This window comes from Flavobacterium sp. 316, from assembly GCF_000967805.1.
GTDB classification, from domain to species: Bacteria; Bacteroidota; Bacteroidia; order Flavobacteriales; family Flavobacteriaceae; genus Flavobacterium; species Flavobacterium sediminilitoris.
Genome location: NZ_JYGZ01000003.1, coordinates 107,563 through 127,623, shown reverse-complemented (window position 1 = coordinate 127,623; position 20,061 = coordinate 107,563). Strand labels below are relative to the sequence as shown.

General features: G+C 30.5%; 21 protein-coding genes. 14 read left to right on the top strand and 7 right to left on the bottom strand.

Translation table 11 applies throughout. The features are described 5' to 3' along the window. The first annotated feature begins 61 nt into the window (after positions 1–61). The 8 genes from SY27_RS18820 to SY27_RS06855 all read left to right on the top strand — a co-directional run bounded on the left by SY27_RS18820 (position 62) and on the right by SY27_RS06855 (position 6,461). Positions 62–235, top strand: coding sequence for a hypothetical protein (locus SY27_RS18820; protein ID WP_161794130.1), 174 nt, complete (start codon positions 62–64; stop codon positions 233–235). Positions 236–461: 226 nt separating this feature from the next. Continuing rightward, complete coding sequence (gene porQ, locus SY27_RS06885; RefSeq protein WP_045968569.1) at positions 462–1,481, top strand: type IX secretion system protein PorQ; 1,020 nt, start codon at positions 462–464, stop codon at positions 1,479–1,481. A 51-nt stretch (positions 1,482–1,532) separates the two neighbouring features. After that, the gene (cmk, locus tag SY27_RS06880; protein ID WP_045968568.1) at positions 1,533–2,216 is read left to right on the top strand and encodes a (d)CMP kinase; all 684 of its coding nucleotides are present in this window, start codon (positions 1,533–1,535) and stop codon (positions 2,214–2,216) included. A 239-nt stretch (positions 2,217–2,455) separates the two neighbouring features. Then, positions 2,456–4,219 (top strand): 30S ribosomal protein S1, encoded by a 1,764-nt coding sequence (rpsA, locus tag SY27_RS06875; RefSeq protein ID WP_045968566.1) that lies wholly within the window; start codon positions 2,456–2,458, stop codon positions 4,217–4,219. A gap of 112 nt (positions 4,220–4,331) precedes the next feature. Next, a complete protein-coding gene (locus SY27_RS06870) occupies positions 4,332–4,655 on the top strand; it encodes a helix-turn-helix transcriptional regulator (RefSeq protein ID WP_045968564.1) in 324 nt (107 codons plus the stop codon). A 33-nt stretch (positions 4,656–4,688) separates the two neighbouring features. Continuing rightward, positions 4,689–5,162, top strand: coding sequence for a DUF6428 family protein (locus SY27_RS06865; protein WP_045968562.1), 474 nt, complete (start codon positions 4,689–4,691; stop codon positions 5,160–5,162). A gap of 38 nt (positions 5,163–5,200) precedes the next feature. Next, entirely contained in the window at positions 5,201–5,818 is a 618-nt protein-coding gene (locus SY27_RS06860) for a low molecular weight phosphatase family protein (protein ID WP_045968560.1), read from the top strand. Continuing rightward, entirely contained in the window at positions 5,808–6,461 is a 654-nt protein-coding gene (locus SY27_RS06855) for an MIP/aquaporin family protein (RefSeq protein ID WP_045968558.1), read from the top strand. The genes SY27_RS06860 and SY27_RS06855 overlap by 11 nt, the downstream gene beginning before the upstream one ends. A 10-nt stretch (positions 6,462–6,471) precedes the next feature. On the opposite strand, the gene SY27_RS06850 is transcribed toward SY27_RS06855, so the two are convergent. From SY27_RS06850 to SY27_RS06835, 4 genes are all read right to left on the bottom strand, one after another. Next, positions 6,472–8,214: an alpha/beta fold hydrolase gene (locus SY27_RS06850; protein WP_045968556.1), complete on the bottom strand. Its 1,743-nt coding sequence runs from the start codon at positions 8,212–8,214 to the stop codon at positions 6,472–6,474. A 106-nt stretch (positions 8,215–8,320) separates the two neighbouring features. Then, the gene (locus SY27_RS06845; protein ID WP_045968555.1) at positions 8,321–8,581 is read right to left on the bottom strand and encodes a hypothetical protein; all 261 of its coding nucleotides are present in this window, start codon (positions 8,579–8,581) and stop codon (positions 8,321–8,323) included. 6 nt (positions 8,582–8,587) lie between these two features. Beyond that, positions 8,588–8,896 (bottom strand): co-chaperone YbbN, encoded by a 309-nt coding sequence (locus SY27_RS06840; protein ID WP_045968553.1) that lies wholly within the window; start codon positions 8,894–8,896, stop codon positions 8,588–8,590. Positions 8,897–8,970: 74 nt separating this feature from the next. After that, positions 8,971–9,606 (bottom strand): peroxiredoxin, encoded by a 636-nt coding sequence (locus SY27_RS06835; RefSeq protein ID WP_045968551.1) that lies wholly within the window; start codon positions 9,604–9,606, stop codon positions 8,971–8,973. A 295-nt stretch (positions 9,607–9,901) separates the two neighbouring features. Between SY27_RS06835 and katG the strand changes: the two genes are divergently transcribed. Further along, on the top strand, positions 9,902–12,118 hold the full coding sequence (katG, locus tag SY27_RS06830; protein WP_045968549.1) for a catalase/peroxidase HPI: 2,217 nt from the start codon (positions 9,902–9,904) through the stop codon (positions 12,116–12,118). 77 nt (positions 12,119–12,195) lie between these two features. On the opposite strand, the gene nhaC is transcribed toward katG, so the two are convergent. From nhaC to SY27_RS06815, 3 genes are all read right to left on the bottom strand, one after another. Next, complete coding sequence (gene nhaC / locus SY27_RS06825; protein WP_045968547.1) at positions 12,196–13,653, bottom strand: Na+/H+ antiporter NhaC; 1,458 nt, start codon at positions 13,651–13,653, stop codon at positions 12,196–12,198. 192 nt (positions 13,654–13,845) lie between these two features. Further along, on the bottom strand, positions 13,846–15,201 hold the full coding sequence (locus SY27_RS06820) for a M28 family peptidase (RefSeq protein ID WP_045968545.1): 1,356 nt from the start codon (positions 15,199–15,201) through the stop codon (positions 13,846–13,848). Between the two features lie 81 nt (positions 15,202–15,282). Beyond that, positions 15,283–16,485: an aminotransferase class I/II-fold pyridoxal phosphate-dependent enzyme gene (locus SY27_RS06815; protein WP_045968543.1), complete on the bottom strand. Its 1,203-nt coding sequence runs from the start codon at positions 16,483–16,485 to the stop codon at positions 15,283–15,285. Positions 16,486–16,634: 149 nt separating this feature from the next. On the opposite strand from SY27_RS06815, the gene SY27_RS06810 reads away from it, so the two are divergent. The 5 genes from SY27_RS06810 to lpdA all read left to right on the top strand — a co-directional run bounded on the left by SY27_RS06810 (position 16,635) and on the right by lpdA (position 19,961). After that, a complete protein-coding gene (locus SY27_RS06810) occupies positions 16,635–17,099 on the top strand; it encodes an Lrp/AsnC family transcriptional regulator (RefSeq protein WP_045968540.1) in 465 nt (154 codons plus the stop codon). Positions 17,100–17,515: 416 nt separating this feature from the next. After that, entirely contained in the window at positions 17,516–17,707 is a 192-nt protein-coding gene (locus SY27_RS18505) for a hypothetical protein (RefSeq protein WP_082084327.1), read from the top strand. A gap of 109 nt (positions 17,708–17,816) precedes the next feature. Next, on the top strand, positions 17,817–18,020 hold the full coding sequence (locus SY27_RS06805; RefSeq protein ID WP_045968538.1) for a hypothetical protein: 204 nt from the start codon (positions 17,817–17,819) through the stop codon (positions 18,018–18,020). A gap of 162 nt (positions 18,021–18,182) precedes the next feature. Then, positions 18,183–18,374, top strand: a complete 192-nt coding sequence (locus tag SY27_RS06800) for a hypothetical protein (RefSeq protein WP_045968536.1) — start codon at positions 18,183–18,185, stop codon at positions 18,372–18,374. A 183-nt stretch (positions 18,375–18,557) separates the two neighbouring features. Next, positions 18,558–19,961: a dihydrolipoyl dehydrogenase gene (gene lpdA, locus SY27_RS06795; protein ID WP_045968534.1), complete on the top strand. Its 1,404-nt coding sequence runs from the start codon at positions 18,558–18,560 to the stop codon at positions 19,959–19,961. The last annotated feature ends 100 nt before the right edge of the window (positions 19,962–20,061 follow it).

The window sequence follows — 20,061 nt, the reverse complement described above, 5'->3', positions numbered from 1 at the left end:
TAAGTAGTCTGAATTTACTTATTGTTTTTTCAGTAATATTAATCTATAATCTATTTTTATTATGTTAAAAAAAATCTTAAATCAAAAGGGAACTAAAGAATTGTCTAGGATGGATAAAAAAAGTGTAAAAGGAGGAGGGCATCCTACTTTGTGTGCTGACTATGTGATTTATTGTCAAAACCTTCGAACATATGATCCATGTGAACCAATTACAGATACTAATTTCCCTTGTTAATAAGGAGTATTGGAGTTTGCAATAAATGTAATTATGTTGATAAAATGAGTGAAGTGCTTGATATCGCAATAATAAATCAAAAAGTGAAGAGTGCTAAGAAATTATAGTGTTAATCATTTTCAAAATAATAAAATTCCGATTTAGAAATAAGTCGGAATTTGTTTTTAATATATTCGTATATAATTTTATCTTCGCAAAAGCGTTTATAGCTTATATATAAAAAATAATGTTTAAAAAAAGTGTACTGTTCTCTTTGTTGTTATTTTCTACTGTTCATTATGGGCAAATAGGAGGTAAATATGTATATCAGTTTTTAAACTTAGCGCAATCACCGCGTCAAGCAGCATTAGGAGGAAAAACAGTTACTGTGGTTGACTATGATGTAAATCAAGCATTTTATAATCCAGCAACAATAAATCCTGAAATGCATAAAAGATTATCTACAAATTACGGAAGTTATTATGGAGAAGTTTCTTATGGAACTGCTGCCTATGCTTATACTTGGGATAGACATGTGCAAACTTTTCATGCAGGAATAAGTTATATTAATTACGGAGATTTTGAAGGAAGAGATGAATTAGGGAATTTAACTTCTAATTTTACAGGAAGTGAAGCTGCTTTATCTATGGGTTATGCTTATAATATTCCATGGACAGATATGTATATTGGAACTAATGTGAAATTAATTTCTTCCACATTAGAATCGTATAATTCATGGGGAGTTGCTACAGATTTAGGTTTTTTGTATGTTGATGATAAAAATGATATTAATTACGGATTCACTATTCGTAATATAGGGTTTCAAATAACACCTTATCAAGATGTGAGAGAGAAATTACCACTTTCAATAGATGCTGGAATTTCTCAATTGGTTGAAAATGTTCCTATTCGATGGCATCTTACTTTAGAAAATTTACAACAATGGAATATCGCTTTTTCAAACCCAAATAGAGCAGAAAATACTTTAGATGGGGAAACCAATGAAGAGAAGGTATCCTTTTTTAATAATGCATTGCGACACGTTATTATTGGAGCAGAATTATTTCCAGAAAAAGGATTTAATGTTCGTTTAGGATACAATTTTAGAAGAGGGCAAGAATTAAGTATTGTAGACCAAAGAAGCTTTTCAGGAATCTCAGCAGGATTTGGATTGCGATTTGGAAAAATTAAATTTGATTATTCCTATTCAAGATATACCGTTGCTGCAAACACAAGTTTATTTGGATTAATGATAGATTTAGAATAAATTTTTAGAAAAAAATAGAGAAAAACGAATAGATTTTCTAAGAAAATTAAAATGAAAAAAATTACAATAGCAATAGACGGATTTTCGTCAACAGGAAAAAGTACGTTGGCTAAGCAATTAGCAAAAGAATTAGGTTATGTATATGTAGATACAGGTGCTATGTATAGAGCCGTGACTTATTTTGCAATGCAAAACGGTTTTGTTGGTGAAAATCATTTAAATAAAGAGGGTTTAATTAATGAATTACTAGCAATTAAATTAGAATTTCGTTTTAACCCTGATTTAGGTTTTGCTGAGATGTATTTAAATGGTGAAAATGTAGAACAACCTATTCGTACTATTGAAGTTTCTCGAAACGTAAGCCAAATAGCTGAAATTTCTGAAGTGAGAGCTAAATTAGTAGAACAACAACAAGCTATGGGTAAAAATAAAGCTATTGTGATGGATGGTAGAGATATTGGAACCGTAGTTTTTCCAGACGCCGAATTAAAATTGTTTATGAATGCTTCTGCGGAAACAAGAGCGCAAAGACGTTTTGATGAATTAGTAGAAAAAGGACAAAACGTGACTTATCAAGAAGTACTAGAGAATGTACAGCAACGCGACTATATTGACACACATAGAGAAGATTCTCCTTTGGTAAAAGCAGATGATGCTATTGAGGTTGATAACTCTGCGATGAATAAAAAAGAACAATTTGAATTAGTTATGAAGTTAATAGAAGAGAAAATTTAATTAATAGATCTAATTTAAAAAATGTTATTCTGAATTTATTTTAGAATCTTTTTTATCTTCTTTAATAAGAGTCTTTTTTTTACAAATGTTTGGTAGTTAATAAATTATTCGTAATTTTGCACACCTTTTGACGGAATTGGGTTTCCATTAGGTATCAATCATTTATGTAAACACTGTTGCTGTTTTTAATCTGTATAAGAAACCCTATAAGAACAGAGCATACAAATTTTTAAATCAGCATGTCTGAAATTAACAAAACACAAGAAGAGTTTTTAGCAAATTTTAACTGGCACAATTACCAAGAAGGTATTGATGTAGTAGATGAAAAAAACTTACAAGAATTTGAAGAATTAGTATCTAAAACTTTCATCTCTACAAAAGACGAGGAAGTTGTAGAAGGAATTGTAGTTAGAATTACAGATAGAGACGCTATCGTTGATATCAATGCTAAATCTGAAGGTGTTATTTCTTTAAACGAATTTCGTTACAATCCAAATTTAAAAGTTGGTGATAAAGTAGAAGTACTTATCGATATTCGTGAAGATAAAACAGGTCAATTAGTATTATCACACAGAAAAGCGAGAACTATCAAAGCATGGGATAGAGTTATTGCTGCTCATGAGTCTGGTGAAATCGTTAATGGTTTTGTAAAATGCAGAACTAAAGGAGGAATGATCGTTGATGTATTTGGTATTGAAGCTTTCTTACCAGGTTCTCAAATTGACGTGAAACCAATCCGTGATTACGATCAATATGTAAACAAAACTATGGAATTCAAAGTTGTGAAAATCAACCACGAATTTAAAAACGTAGTAGTTTCTCATAAAGCGCTTATCGAGGCTGATATTGAAGAACAAAAGAAAGAAATCATTGGTCAATTAGAAAAAGGACAAGTTTTAGAAGGTGTGGTTAAAAACATTACTTCTTACGGTGTGTTTATTGACTTAGGTGGTGTAGATGGATTAATCCATATTACAGATCTTTCTTGGTCTAGAATTAATCACCCAAGTGAAGTTCTTGAATTAGATCAAAAATTAAATGTTGTAATCCTTGATTTCGATGATGAGAAAACAAGAATTCAATTAGGTTTAAAACAATTAAATGCTCATCCATGGGATGCTTTAAGTGCTGATTTAACTATTGGTGATAAAGTAAAAGGTAAAGTAGTTGTTTTAGCTGATTATGGTGCTTTCATTGAAGTTGCTGAAGGTGTTGAAGGATTAATTCACGTTTCTGAAATGTCTTGGTCAACTCATTTAAGAAGTGCACAAGATTTTATGAAAATTGGAGATGAGGTTGAAGCGGTAGTTTTAACTTTAGATAGAGATGAAAGAAAAATGTCTTTAGGTATTAAGCAATTAACGCAAGATCCTTGGACAGATATCACTGCTAAATATCCAGTAGGTTCTAAGCATACAGGTATCGTTAGAAACTTTACAAACTTTGGTATCTTCGTGGAATTAGAAGAAGGTATTGATGGTTTAGTTTATATTTCTGACTTATCTTGGACTAAGAAAATTAAGCATCCATCAGAATTTGTGAATGTTGGAGATAACATGGAAGTAGTAGTTTTAGAATTAGATGTAGATGGTCGTAAACTATCTTTAGGTCATAAGCAAACTACAGAAAATCCATGGGATAAGCATGAAGATGCTTTCGCTGTTGGTACTATTCATAATGGTGTTATCGGTGAAATCGTTGACAAAGGTGCAACTGTAGATTTCGGTGATGATGTTGTAGCATTTATTCCTACTCGTCATTTAGAAAAAGAAGATGGTAAAAAATTGAAAAAAGGTGAATCTGCTGACTTTAAAGTTATTGAATTTAATAAAGAATTCAAAAGAGTAGTGGCTTCTCATACAGCTATCTTCCGTGAGGAAGAAGAAAAAGCAGTTAAATCTGTAGAAACAACTTCTTCTAACAATAATGTAGAAAAATCAACTTTAGGTGATATTGATGCATTAGCTGAATTAAAAGCAAAAATGGAAAAAGGAGAAAAATAATCTCTAAATTCTTTTAAATACTAAAAAGTCCTGATGAAAATCAGGACTTTTTTTATACTATATTTTGTAATTTCATTATTATATCGTAATATTGCAATATAATAATAAATTTATGGGAGTTTCAAAAACCGAATTCTTTACAGAAGATCAAAACGAAATGGCGAGTTTGTTTAAAGCGATGTCTCATCCAGCGAGAATTGCAATTGTTCAATATTTACTAAGTGTAGATTCTTGTATCTGTGGAGATATTGTAAACGAATTGCCATTGGCTCAGCCAACAGTTTCTCAGCATTTAAAGGAATTAAAGAATGCAAATATTATAAAAGGAACTATAGAAGGAACAGCAATTTGTTATTGTCTTAATCCAGAAATAATTAAGAAAATTGAATCTTATTTTGGAAATATTTTAAATCATTTGAGTCAAAAATGTTGCTAACGATATAATTATTAATAACTAATTTTAAATAAAATGAAATTATCAGAAATAAATGAAGTGTTGAAAAAAGTAGAAACAATTGCTTTTCAGCTTCCAAATGGAAATTTAGTTCCTTCGCATTTTCATGTTACTGAAGTGGGAAAAATAACAAAACACTTTATTGATTGTGGAGGAACAACTCGTTTAGAAGAAGTGGCAAATTTTCAGTTATGGGAAGCAAATGATTATGATCATCGTTTACATCCAGAAAAATTAATTCATATTATAGAACTGTCTCAAAAGGTATTACAAATTCCAGATTTAGAAATAGAAGTAGAATATCAAATGAAAGATACTATAGGTAAGTTTAGTTTGGATTTTGATGGAATTAATTTCTTGCTAATTTCAAAATTAACAAATTGTTTGGCTCAAGATAAATGTGGGATTCCATCTGGAAAACCAAAAGTTAAAATAGGAGAATGGAAATCAAAAGCAAGCTCATGTGAGCCAAATTCTGGGTGTTGTTAGAGAATCATTTTACCTCTACCTGAGCTAAAACTAAAAACATGATAACAAAAATATCTGAAACTATTGAAAAATTTCAACTTTCATTAATTTCTAAAGAGAGAAAAGAAATACTTCAACCATTAATTGATTATATTCAGTTAAAGCTAGATAAGAAAGAAGCAATAAATTTAAATTTCATTTGTACACATAATTCAAGAAGAAGTCATTTGTCTCAAATTTGGGCACAAACAATAGCCTTTTATTATGGTGTTCAAAGAGTAAAGTGCTATTCTGGAGGAACAGATGTAACAGCGATATATCCAAAAGTTATTGAAACTTTACAGAATCATGGTTTTGAAATTCAAAAATTAAGTCATGAAAAAAATCCTATTTATGCTATTAAGTTTTCAGAAAATGAGTTGCCAATTATAGGGTTTTCAAAAGTTTTTGATGACAATTTTAATCCAAAGTCAAATTTTGCAGCAATAATGACATGTTCACAAGCAGATGAAGGCTGTCCGTTTATTATGGGTGCAGAAAAACGATTCCCTATTCGTTATGATGATCCAAAAGAATTTGATGAAACAATTCTAATGAATGAAAAGTATGAAGAAAGAAGTTTACAAATAGCCTTGGAAATGACGTATGTTTTTTCAAATCTAAAAAATGAAGAATAGCAAGCATTACTTTAGTGAATTTATTGGTACATTTTTGTTAGTCTTATTCGGAACAGGCTCAATAATCATTAGTGAAGAATACAACGGAATCATTCAAGAATTTGGAATAGGAATTGTTTTTGGGTTAACCGTTTGGATGCTTGTTCATTTCCTTGGTAAAATATCAGATTGTCATATAAATCCAGCAGTTACAATCGGTATGATGTTGGATAAAAAAATAACAATTAAAAAAGCATCTTGGTATATTTTATTTCAATTAATAGGTGCTTTATCAGCAAGCTGTTTTTTATACGTGTTATTTCCTGACAATCTTAAATTAGGAAATACATTGCCTAGAAATCTGTGGCAAGAAGCTTTTCTTTATGAACTCTTCCTTAGTTTTATTTTAATGTTAGTCATTCTAATTTCAACAAATCGTTCTTTTTTAATAAAAAGAGCTTCATTTTTAATTGGTTTTACTGTTTTTCTAGAAGCATGGTTGGCAGGACCAGTTTGTGGTGCTTCAATGAATCCAGCCAGAACATTTGGACCTGCTATTGTTTCTGGAAATAGTAGTGTTTTATGGTTGTATTTTGCAGCACCAATACTTGGAATGGCTTTGGCAATGTATATTTTTAAATTTAAGTTGAGTGTATTAAAATGAAGAGTCTTTATTATTCTTTTATAATTTTAATAGTTTTAGTTTCATTATCATTCTCTAATGAAATAAAATAAATTCCCTTTGCATAATTAGATAAATCAATTTTATTTTTTGTAGAAGCATTTGTGTTGACTCTAATTTCAAGTAATTGACCTAGTGTTGTATATAAACTCATTTTTGTGAAATGAATATTTTCAATATTTAAAATATCTTTAACAGGGTTAGGATAGAAAACAATACCTGTGTCTTCAAAAGAATTTGTAGAAAGTGTTGTTGTAATTGAGAAATTATATGGAGTTTGATAATCAGAATTAGTAGGTGAAAGACTAGAAAGCTTTAAATAATAAGTTCCAGAGCTTAAAACATTATTCACAATCAAAGAAGAGCCATTGTTGTTTTCTATAGTTCCAATTAAAATTCCAGATTCATCCAAAATTGAAGCTTCCATTTGACTTGTACTAATATTGCTAACTTCAACAGTAGATAAAATATTTTCAGTAACATTAAATCTGAAATAGTCATTGTCAATAAGGGAATTAGTGTCTTCTTGAACGGTAGTAAATCCTGTATAATTTACATTTGTGTCAATTTCATAAGCTAATTCTTTAAAATTAGGTTCATCTAATCCTTGAATTAAAAGTGAGTACTGGCTAGGTAAAGTAGTGTGTACTTCAAGACCAGAAGAGGTGTAATAAAAATATTTAGTAGGATATGTTAACCCAGTTATAAAATTATCCATAGTTGCAGATTCTTCGGTAACAACGCCATCGGTTGGATTTCCATTTAATCGTCCAATGATACTAGAAAAATCAATTAAATTATCAATAGATTTTTGATTTAAACCAATTATGTTATCGCCAATAGTCCCATTGCAATTAACATCAATATTAAAAAAATCACTTCCAAATAAGTGTTCGTTCATATTTGAAGAATTATTGATTTCAATACCACCAAATAAATAGCGACCTGGATCACTGCTATAATAATAAGTTGTTTTTAAATCTCTAATAGCTTCTGAATGTGTATCAATACCTACAAAAACGCCAATACCAGAATCGCTGGAATTACTACCTCCGTTTGGTGTGCCGACTGTTAATAATTTGGCTACATGATGAGCATTATCTGCTTGCCAGTTAGAAGAATTTTGGATATATTCTCTAGAAGCTAATCCACCCATACTATGACCAACAAGTATTACTTTGTTTTTACCTGTTAATTCTAATACACGCTCAATGGCTTTTTTTAGTGCAACTCCTTGTTTTGTTATAGCGCACTGATTGCTTAATGCATCTGTTCCTATTGTTCCATCCGGATTCACATTAAAGTTCACATAATAATAATCGCCATTTTGCATTATTGTGGTTTCAAATGCAGCAATATCAGCTCCAGAAACAGGATAGAAATTAGTGTTTGCTATAGTATTGTCATTGTCAGCATTTAAGCAGAAATCAAATCTGCCTCCAAATGTAAAAGAATACTGAGAATCTAAATAATTAGAAGTTGTGTTCCATGTTTCAGAACTAGAATTAAGACCATGAATAAAAATTATAGGATATGGTAGTTTGTTAGAGGTTGTTACTCTTAATGAATTAGTAGTAGCTATTGGCATTTTTATAGAAAGAACGCTATCTCCTAATTTTCCTATTGATTCAAATTCGATAGGTCTTGGTTTTATTTGATACTCTTCATTTTGTGAAAATAAGTTTAAAAATGAAAAGAAAAATATTGAGCTAAGTAGTAGAGTAGTTTTATTCATATATGAAAACGGGTTAATGTTGTACAATATATAAATAAAATGTTAAAAAAATATAAAATATATGTTTTTTTGTTATAAAAAAGCTCTCATGTTTTGAGAGCTTCAATTATTCTTTATCAATAGATCCGAGAACACGTTTCATAAAATTATTTAGTGCTGTTTTTTTATCAGCACCTTCTTTAATCAATTTTTGAACTTCGAGAGCTCCATACATATTTGAAATTAATTCGCCTATAACATCCAGCTCTTCATCTTTTAATGATGAAACCTCTGTAAGGTTTTCTAAAACCTCAATGGTTTCAATAAGATAATCAGCGTCATTGTCTTCAATAAATTGAGTTAATTGTTTTATTACGGGTAATTTCATAAAATATTAGATTACTTCGTTTATTAATTCAGTTAAGACTTCTAATTTATTAGTTTGCGTTTGATTAACTAATTTTCCATTTTTAAAAGTTGCAAAAGTAGGTAAATTATCAACTTTTGCTAATTTTCTCGATTCAGGAAATTGTTCAGCATCTACAATATAAAATGCAATCGATTCGTTTTCTGAAGCTAGTTTTTTAAATTTAGGTTTCATTATTCTACAATTTCCACACCATGAAGCTGAGTATTGTACAATTATGGTATCATTTGAGTTTACAATCTCTTGTAAATTATCTTGGTTTAATTCTTGTATCATTTTTTTTGTTTAAAAAAGGCAACCGTAATATAAATTAATTCATTACGATTGCCTTAAGTAATTATTTAATAAAATTAGTTTTGGCTTAAGTATGCAGCAGTACTTAATCTATCAGCATTCATAGCCTCTTTCCCTTCTTCCCAATTTGCAGGACAAACCTCACCTTTTGTTTGAACATGAGTATAAGCATCAATTAAGCGTAAATATTCGTTTACATTTCTACCTAATGGCATATCATTTACACTTTCATGGAAAATTTTTCCATCTTCGTCAATTAAATATGTTGCTCTAAAAGTTACGTTTGAACCTTCAAGGATTTCTTCTCCTAAATTTTCATCATAAACCCATTCAGCATCAAGAATCTCTAAAGCAGCAGATAAATTTCTTGTAGTGTCAGCAATTAAAGGATATGTAACGCCTTCAATTCCACCATTGTTTTTCGGAGTGTTTAACCAAGCAAAGTGCACTTCATTTGTATCACAAGAAGCACCAATTACAATTGTGTTTCTTTTTTCAAATTCACCTAAAGCAGCTTGGAAAGCATGTAATTCAGTAGGGCAAACAAAAGTGAAATCTTTTGGATACCAAAACAATAAAACTTTCTTGTTGTTTTTTGTAGCTTCTTCTAAAACGTTGATTCTTAAGTTATCTCCCATTTCAGAGATTGCATCAACTGTAATGTTTGGAAATTTTTTTCCTACTAATGACATAGTTTAAAATATTTAATGGATTATTAATTCTAATATTATGTGGCAAAAATAAGCTCTATTTTAGTATTGTTGAATAGGTTTTGATTGTAATTTTCTATTGTATTATAAGTATTATCTTTTAATTATTTTTTTAGGATTTTTTTTAATAATTTATTAATAAAATTTTAAAATAAAAAAATTAAATTTATAACAGCTTTTAATTCAAGTATAGTTTTTATCTATTATAAAAATAATTTCAATAGTTTTTAATAACTAATTTAGCATGGAAAGTTAATCAATAAAAAACAATAGTATTATGGAAAACAACAAAAAACTGAATGGTGAAAGTAAGTGCCCATTTTCTGGAGGAGCGATGAAACAAAGTGCTGGTTTTGGTACAAAGAATAGTGATTGGTGGCCTAATCAATTAAAAATTAATATTCTAAGACAGAATTCGGCTTTATCTAACCCGATGGGAGAAACATTTAATTATGCTGAGGCTTTCAATAGTTTAGACTTAAAAGCAGTAAAAAAAGATTTATTCGAATTAATGACAGATTCTCAAGATTGGTGGCCTGCTGATTACGGGCATTACGGGCCGTTTTTTATTCGTATGGCTTGGCATAGTGCGGGAACTTATAGAATTGCAGATGGTAGAGGAGGAGCGGGTTCAGGAACACAACGATTTGCACCATTAAATAGTTGGCCTGATAATGTTAATCTTGATAAAGCTCGATTATTGCTTTGGCCAATTAAACAAAAATATGGTAAGAAGATTTCATGGGCAGATTTAATGATTTTAGCAGGAAACTGTGCTTTAGAATCTATGGGACTTAAAACTTTTGGTTTTGCAGGAGGAAGAGAAGATGTTTGGGAGCCAGAAGAAGATGTGTATTGGGGGTCAGAAAAAGAATGGTTAGGAGATAAACGTTATAGTGGAGATCGTGAATTGGAAAACCCATTAGGAGCTGTACAAATGGGATTGATTTATGTGAATCCGGAAGGGCCTAATGGAGTTCCTGATCCACTTGCTGCTGCTAAAGATATTCGTGAAACTTTTGGCCGTATGGCAATGAACGACGAAGAAACAGTTGCACTTATTGCAGGAGGACATACTTTTGGTAAAACACATGGTGCTGCTGATCCAAATAAATATGTAGGGAAAGAACCTGCAGCAGCAACTATTGAAGAGCAAGGTCTTGGTTGGAAAAACACATTTGGTAGTGGTAATGGAGAAAATACAATTAGTAGTGGATTAGAAGGAGCTTGGACTACTACTCCAACAAAATGGAGTAATAATTTTTTTGAAAATCTTTTTGGATTTGAATGGGAATTAACTAAAAGTCCAGCAGGAGCACATCAATGGAGGCCAAAAAATGGAGCAGGAGCTGGTACGGTTCCTGATGCACATAATTCATCTAAGAGTCATGCTCCATTTATGCTAACAACTGATCTTTCTTTAAGAGTAGATCCTGTTTATGAAAAAATATCAAGGCATTTTTATGAAAATCCTGATAAATTTGCTGATGCGTTTTCAAGAGCATGGTTTAAATTGACACATCGAGATATGGGGCCAGTTGAACGTTATTTAGGACCTGAAGTTCCTAAAGAAGAATTAATTTGGCAAGATCCTATACCTGTAGTTAATCATGAATTAGTTAATGATGAAGATATAGTTGAACTTAAAGTTAAGATAACAGAATCTGGATTATCTATTTCTCAATTGGTTTCAACTGCTTGGGCTTCTGCATCTACTTTTCGTGGTTCAGATAAAAGAGGCGGAGCAAATGGAGCTCGTCTTCGTTTAGCTCCACAAAAAGATTGGGATGTTAATAACCCAGTAGAATTATCAAATGTTCTAATGAAATTAGAGGCTATTCAAAAAGAATTTAATGCAAATCAGTCAGGAAATAAGAAGGTTTCAATTGCAGATTTAATTGTATTAGGTGGTTGTGTAGGAGTAGAACAAGCTGCTAAAAATGCAGGACATGATGTGAAAGTTCCTTTTGCTCCAGGACGTACAGATGCATCACAAGAGCAAACAGATATAGATTCTTTTGCTATTTTAGAACCAAAAGCAGATGGTTTCCGAAATTATATGAAAACCAAATATAGTGTGTCAGCTGAAGAAATGTTAATTGATCGTGCTCAACTAATGACGTTGACTGCTCCAGAAATGACTGTTCTTGTAGGAGGATTACGTGTTCTAAATGTTAATCATGGGCAAACTAAACATGGTGTGTTTACAAAAAATACAGGGTCATTGACAAATGATTTCTTTGTTAACCTTCTTGATTTTGGAACAACTTGGAAAGCAACTTCGGATGTTCAAGATGTATTCGAAGGGCGTGATCGTAAAACAGGTGAATTAAAATGGACAGGAACAAGAGTAGATCTTATTTTTGGGTCTAATTCGGAACTTAGAGCGCTTGCTGAAGTATATGGTTCTAAAGATTCTCAAGAAGATTTTGTGAAATATTTTATCGCTACTTGGAATAAAGTAATGAATCTTGATCGTTTTGATTTGAATTAATAATTTGATTATATAAACAAAATAGAGGTCTAAAAATTTTAGACCTCTATTTTGTTATTAGACTTATCACGTAAATGTTAGTTTTTTACACTAGAAGTTAATTGTTTAATTTTAATGTTGAATGCGGCAAAAATTAAAGTCATGAATGGACTTATAATATTAAAGAAAGCATAAGGTAAGTAATCAAATGTATCAACGCCCAATGTTCCAGATTGATAAGCTCCACAAGTGTTCCAAGGTATTAAAACAGAGGTAACCGTTCCAGAATCTTCTAAGGTTCTACTTAGATTTTCAGGAGCTAGCCCTTTATCTTTGTATGCTTTTGAAAACATCTTGCCAGGTACAACAATTGCTAGATATTGATCTGACGCGGTAATGTTTAGAGCTAAGCAACTTCCAACAGTTGAAGCAAATAATCCGAATGTAGATTTTGCCATTTTAAGAAGAGCTTGGCTAATTCTTGATAATGCTCCAATTGCATCCATAATTCCACCAAAGACCATAGCACATAAAATTAACCATATTGTGCCTAGCATTTTTTGCATTCCTCCAGATTTGAACAAGTCTGTCAATGTTTCATTTTTTGTAGGGATTACAGAGTCTGTAGTTATAGCATTTAATATTCCTTTATATGCATTTGCGAAATTTAAACTTTTCCCACCTGAAAGCATTAAAACAATTTCTGGTTGGAAAATAATTGCAAAAATTCCAGCTAAAAGTGTTCCAATTAATAACGCAACTAATGGTTCTGTTTTCTTTACAATTAGTCCTATTACAATAATAGGTACTAAGAATAACCATGGAGTTATATGAAAAGATTTTTGAATATCGTTTAAAAGAGTTGAAGAATCAGCAATTCCACTTGTTTCAATGGTTAATCCTAAAATGATAAATAAAATTAATGTTACTATATAACTTGGAACTGTTGTTAATGACATGTACTTTATATGTGTAAACAAGTCTGTTCCTGCCATTGCGGGTGCTAAATTAGTAGTGTCGGACATTGGAGATAGTTTGTCTCCAAAATAGGCACCAGAAATAACAGCTCCTGCAATCATTCCTTTATCGAAACCTAATGCTCCACCAATACCTATTAAGGCAATACCAACAGTAGCTGAAGTAGTCCATGAACTTCCTGTAGAAATTGAAATTACAGAGCAAATGATTAAAGTAGCAGGTAAAAATATTGCTGGACTTAGAATTTGTAAACCATAATATATCATAGATGGAATAATACCGCTAACTAGCCATGTTCCAGCAAGTGCACCAACCATTAATAAGATTAAAATGGCACCAGTTGTAGATTTAATGTTTTCAGCTACTTCATCAAGCATTTTTGAAAAACTTACTTTGTTGAAGTAACCAACTATTGCAGCTACTGTTGCGCCGAGTAATAATATGAATTGATTACTGCCTCCTAATGCGTTGTCTTCAAAAATATAAACATTATAACCTAACATTGTAATTAGAGCTGCAACAGGAATCAATGCTTCCCATATACTTAACTCTTTATTTGAATTTATTTTAGTGTCCATTTATTTTTTTTTGAGGATGCAATATAGAAAAAAGAGTTAGTAATGACAAAGTTGCGTGACATCAAAAATGATTTATTTTATAAGAACTTGTTATTTAGTGTCATTTGTTTTAATGATTCTAAGTATAATTTTATTTTCCTCTGTATTGTTGTTAAAAAAGCAAATTTTGTTTTTACTTAAAAGTGAAAATAATTATCTCTTTCTAAATGTCTCTTTGATAATATCATTAGGGAAGACTATGGGGCTTTCGTGACCATTTTTTCCTACTGTTGATACTCCAAAAAAATAATTATCAATAACAATACCTTCTAATTCGAAATTATCAATATTGCCAACAAATCGACTAAATTCCCATTGTGGAGAAGTTGTTAATCTCCAATATATTTTGTAGCCTAATATACTAGTGTCTGAATTTTTTTCCCAACGTAGTTTTACATTTGGTTTTACAATTCCACCAATTAAAACATTTTTTGGAGCAGGAGGAGACCAAGCAAGAGCTGCTAAATTAATAGCATTCACAGCAGTTAGTTTTTTTACATATTCAAAATTAACACCTTCTAAAACATCTCCATATTTTATTCCGTTTTCTTCTCTGATATTTTGATGTTGACGATTATAATTTTCATGTGCTTCCATTATCCGAATACCTGCAAAACCTAAATCATTAAAAGGTCTGTGATGACCACCTCTTCCAAATCGATCTAATCGATATATCATCATTGGGTTCATTTCGGGCATATAAGTTTTAGTTGTTCTTTCAATATATCGAGCTAATTGTCTAGAAATACCGTCAACTTCACCTCCATAAAAGCGTCTCATATTACGTTCTTTTTCGGTTTCAGTTGTGGATGTTGGTTCTGAAAATATTCTAAAAGTTCTATTGTCAATTACTCCATCAATGCCTTCAATATTACCAATCATATCATTATTTAAAACGCCTATAATTTCCCAGTTTTTATTTTTTGCATAATTAGCTAGCCCTTTTCCTCCAAATAGTCCTTGTTCTTCTCCAGAAAGACCTACGTAAATAATACTGTTTTCAAATTTATGTTTAGATAAAACTCGTGCAGCTTCAATTGTTCCAGCCATTCCAGAGGCATTGTCATTTGCACCAGGAGCGTCAGTAGTAAAGTCCATTGTGTCTGAATTTCGACTATCAATGTCACCACTCATTATAATATATCGATTTGGGTATTTTGTTCCTTTTTGTATCGCAACTACATTTACAATCCAAGTATCTTTTGGAACGCGTTCTCCATCATTAGTTGTTACAAAATCTTTTTGATAAAATACGTCTAAGCAATTTTTGCATTCTTTTGAGATTGTTTCAAATTCAGATTTAATCCATCTTCTAGCTGCTCCAATTCCTCTTGTTTTAGAGATAGTATCGCTAAATGTGTTTCTTGTGCCAAAATTTGTTAATGTTGTAATGTCTTTTTGTATTCTTTCAGATGATATTTGGTTGATGATGTCGTAAATTCTAGAGTCGGTTTGTGTAAATCCTAAAAGAAAATGGAATAAAGTTAAAATTAAAAGGGATTTTTTCATTTTTAGTCTTTCTTTCAAAGGTAAAAAAAATCCAACTACATATTCTGTAATTGGATTTTATCACAAATTTGCTTTTATTTATTATAAAATGTGTAATTCTTTCATGCAATCTTTCATCATACTATACGTTCTTTCAATGTTATTGTCTAAACCAACTGAAAAGCGTATTAAACCATCGGTTAATCCCATTTCTACTTGTTCTTCTAGTGGAATTTCAGAAGAAGTAGATGTTCCAGGTGCGCTAAATAATGTTTTGTAAAACCCTAAGCTAACTGCTAAATATCCTAAGTTACGTTCCTGCATTAATTCCATTAATTCATTAGCCTTATTTAAAGAACCCACATCAATAGTCATCATTCCTCCAAAACCATATTCTGGATTTATCATGTTTTTATATATTTCATGACTAGGATGACTTTTTAATCCAGGATAAACTGTTTTAATTCCGTCTTTTTCAAATTTTTCGGCTAAATAAGCTGCATTAGTACTATGTTGTTTGATGCGTAAGTGTAATGTTCTTAGGTTTTTCATTATACTAGCGCTACGCATACTGTCCATTGTTGGACCTAATAGCATACTTGCTCCAGAATTTACATTTTTTAAGTCATTTATAAAGTCTTGTGAAGCACAAATTACTCCACCTACAGTATCACTACTGCCATTTATATATTTTGTTAAGCTGTGAATTACAATGTCAGCACCTAGTTTAATTGGAGAAACAGATAATGGTGAAAAGGTATTATCGACTACTAATTTTAAATTGTGTTTTTTTGCAATTTTAGATAAACCAGTTAAATCTGCCACTTCTAATAATGGGTTACTTACAGTTTCACAATATAGAACCTTTGTGTTTGGTGTTATTGAAGCTTCTACTGTTTCAAGTTTTGTAATATCTACAAAAGTGGTTTTGATTCCCATTCTTGGAGCAAAATTCTTAAGAAAAGCGTATGTTCCTCCATAAATAGTTCTACTAGAAACGATATGATCTCCGTTTTCACATAATTGTAATAGAGTAGGGGTAATAGCTCCCATTCCAGATGCAGAAACGTTTGCAGATTCTGTTCCTTCCATTGCTGCAAGAGCTTTGTCTAAATATAAATTACTAGGAGATGAGTGTCTGGAATATAAATAACAGCCTTCTGCGTTACCTTCAAAAGTATCAAACATTGTTTTTGCAGAAAGGAATGTATAAGTTGAAGAATCAGATATAGAAGGATTTACTCCTCCAAATTCTCCAAAATATTGTAAATCTTGTATTTTGTCAGCGGGATTAAATGAATTCATGATTTTGATTTTAGGTTTATAAATCAAATATCATTATTCGGCTTCATATTTTCAACATAATTACTAAAAAACAGTTTTTAATTCTTTATATTTTGTTTTTATTAGATTTTTATTCTTAATTATTGTAATTTTGTCAAAAACAAACAAAAATGAAGTTAGATAAAATTGATGAGAAATTATTAGAATTATTACAAGAAGATACAAAAAAGACAACAAAAGAATTGTCTTTAAAATTGAATCTGTCTGTAACAGCGGTCTATGAAAGAATTAAAAAATTAGAACGTGAGAAGGTTATAAGTAAATATGTTGCTGTTTTAGATAAAGCAAAGATAGAAAAAAACTTTGTTGTTTTTTGTCATGTGAGATTAACACAGCATAATATAGATCTTATTTCGCAATTTGAAAAAGAGGTTGTTAAATTAGATGAGGTATTAGAATGTTTTCATGTAAGTGGAGATTATGACTATATTTTGAAAATCTTTGTAAAAGATATGGAAGCATATCGGGAATTTATGGTTACCAAGTTAACAACTATTCAGCACATTGGAAGTACTCATAGTACGTTTATGATTAGTGAAGTTAAAAATACAACATCATTTAGACTAAATAAATAATTCTGTATATTAGTTATTATTAACATAAATAACAAACGTATCATGAAAAGTAAATTACTAAACATTTCAGAAATTAAAGTTTTAACTAGAGAAAACTAAAAACAAATTTTTGCTAGAATTTCTGATTCTATAAATTTGTCAAAATGTGGATGTTCTTGTAGTGGATTAGTAACAGGCCTTTTTATTGTAGTAAATACTTTGCATGTCCTCAAGTATATACTTGTTAAGATAAATTTATTGTATTGTTTATTATATAATATATTTAGGTAATTGATCCGTCCTAAATATTCAATACAGATTATTATATAAAAATAATTAATTAAACACTTGTGAAAATGTTTTACAAGTGTTTTTTTAGTTTAATTTGGTTATTATTTTTTATATTTGATAATATTTTAACACAAATAGATGAAATTATGAAATCAAAATTATTAAGTATCTTAGAAATTAAAGTTCTAACTAGGGAAAATCAAAAACAAATTTTTGGAGGCATTTTGGAACCTGTAGACTTGTCAAAATGTGGATGTTCTTGTAGTGGATCAGTAACAGGACCTTTTTACTGTCGTAGACATATATATTGTCCGCAAGTTTATACATGTAACGAGTAAATGTCCTTAGATTAATTTTGAAATTGTTTTATTTTTTTAAATAAATAATGATTATGTGTGTTAAAATTTTTATATTAGACGTTATTTTAACACAAAAACAAACAAAATTATGAAAAGCAGATTATTAAGTATTTCAGGAATTACTAAATTGACTAGAAAGAATCAAAAACAAATTTTAGGAGGGATTTCTGGTCCTGTAGATTTATCAAAATGTGGATGTGATTGCGCAGGTTCTGTAACTGGACCATTTTATTGTAGTCAATATATTGGTTGTCCTCAAGTTTATACATGTAAAGACGAACAAGAAATGTAATTAACAAACGAATGTTTTGTATGAAACCATTTAATTTAAATTAGATGGTTTTTTTGTAAAGTATTTTTTACATATTAAAAGGGAAAATATGAATATTTAATTTGTTTGGTTATTATTTTTTTCTATATTTGATAGAATTTTAACACAAAAACAAACTAAATTATGAAAGCTAAATTTTTGAACATTTCAGGAATAGAAGTATTATCAAGAGAAAACATGAAGCAAATTAAAGGACAAGCTAAATTGGATTTTTCAAAATGTGGATGTGATTGCAGAGGTTCTGTAACAGGTCCAGATTATTGTAGAATTTATTTTGCATGTGCTCAAGTGTATACTTGTCAAGAAGAAATGTAATTTCTAGAAATAAATTTTAAAAGTAGCCTTGATTATTTCAAGGCTATTTTTTTGTTCTTTGTAAGGAATTATTTGAATAAGAAAAAGTGTTATATTTTCAAAATAAACTAAAGTCGTGTAAACTTAATTCCTTAATTTTGTACCACAATTTATTTAAACACAACATTAATAAAGATAAATACTATGAGTTCATTTGACGTAGTTATTATAGGTTCAGGTCCAGGAGGATATGTTTCAGCAATTCGTTGCGCTCAACTAGGGTTGAAAACAGCTATCATTGAAAAATATTCTACACTTGGAGGTACATGTTTAAATGTAGGATGTATTCCTTCTAAAGCATTATTGGCTTCATCACATCATTATCAAGAATTACAACATTTTGCTGATCACGGAATAGAAGTTTCTGGTGAGGTTAAAGTAAATCTGGAAAAAATGATTGCTCGTAAACAAGCGGTAGTTGATCAAACCTCTGGTGGGGTCAAATATTTAATGGATAAGAATAATATTACTGTTTTTGAAGGGATTGGTTCATTTGAAGATGCTACACATGTGAAAGTGTCTAAAAATGATGGAGCGTCTGAAATAATTGAATCTAAAAATATAATTATAGCAACAGGTTCAAAACCATCTTCTTTGCCATTTATTACATTAGACAAAGAACGAGTAATCACATCTACTGAAGCTTTAAAGTTGCCAGAAGTGCCAAAACATTTAGTGATTATTGGAGGAGGAGTTATTGGTATTGAGTTGGGCCAAGTGTATTTAAGATTGGGAGCTCAAGTTTCTGTTGTAGAGTATATGGATAGAATTATACCAGGAATGGATGCTGCTTTATCGAAAGAATTGACAAAAGTGCTGAAAAAACAAGGAATGAAATTTTATACTTCTCATAAAGTTCAATCTGTTGATAGGAATGGAGATGTTGTAACGGTAAAAGCGGAAAATACAAAAGGAGAAGTAATCACTTTAGAAGGAGATTATTCATTAGTTTCTGTTGGTCGTCGTCCTTATACTGATGGATTAAATGCTGATAAAGCTGGTGTTAAAATTTCTGATAGAGGGGTTGTTGAAGTAAATGATCATTTGCAAACAAATGTGTCAAATATTTATGCGATAGGTGATGTAGTTAGAGGAGCAATGTTAGCTCATAAGGCAGAAGAAGAAGGTGTTATGGTAGCTGAGATTTTAGCAGGTCAAAAACCTCATATTGATTATAATTTAATTCCAGGTGTGGTTTATACATGGCCAGAGGTTGCTGCTGTTGGTAAAACAGAAGAGCAATTGAAAACAGAAGGAGTTGCTTATAAAAGCGGAAGTTTTCCATTTAAAGCATTAGGAAGAGCTAGAGCAGGTGGAGATGTTGATGGTTTTGTGAAGATTTTGGCAGATGCTAAGACAGATGAAGTTTTAGGAGTTCATATGATAGGCGCTCGTTGTGCAGACCTAATTGCAGAAGCAGTAACTGCAATGGAGTTTAGAGCAAGTGCGGAAGATATTTCAAGAATGAGTCATGCACATCCTACATTTGCAGAAGCGATTAAAGAAGCAGCATTAGCTGCAACAGATAATAGACCACTACATGTTTAGTTTTAAGCTTTTTGGTATGTAGTAAAAATAGAAAAACCGAGAAAATGATATTCTCGGTTTTTTTATGTAATGATATTTTAAGTTAGGGTGAAGATATAAA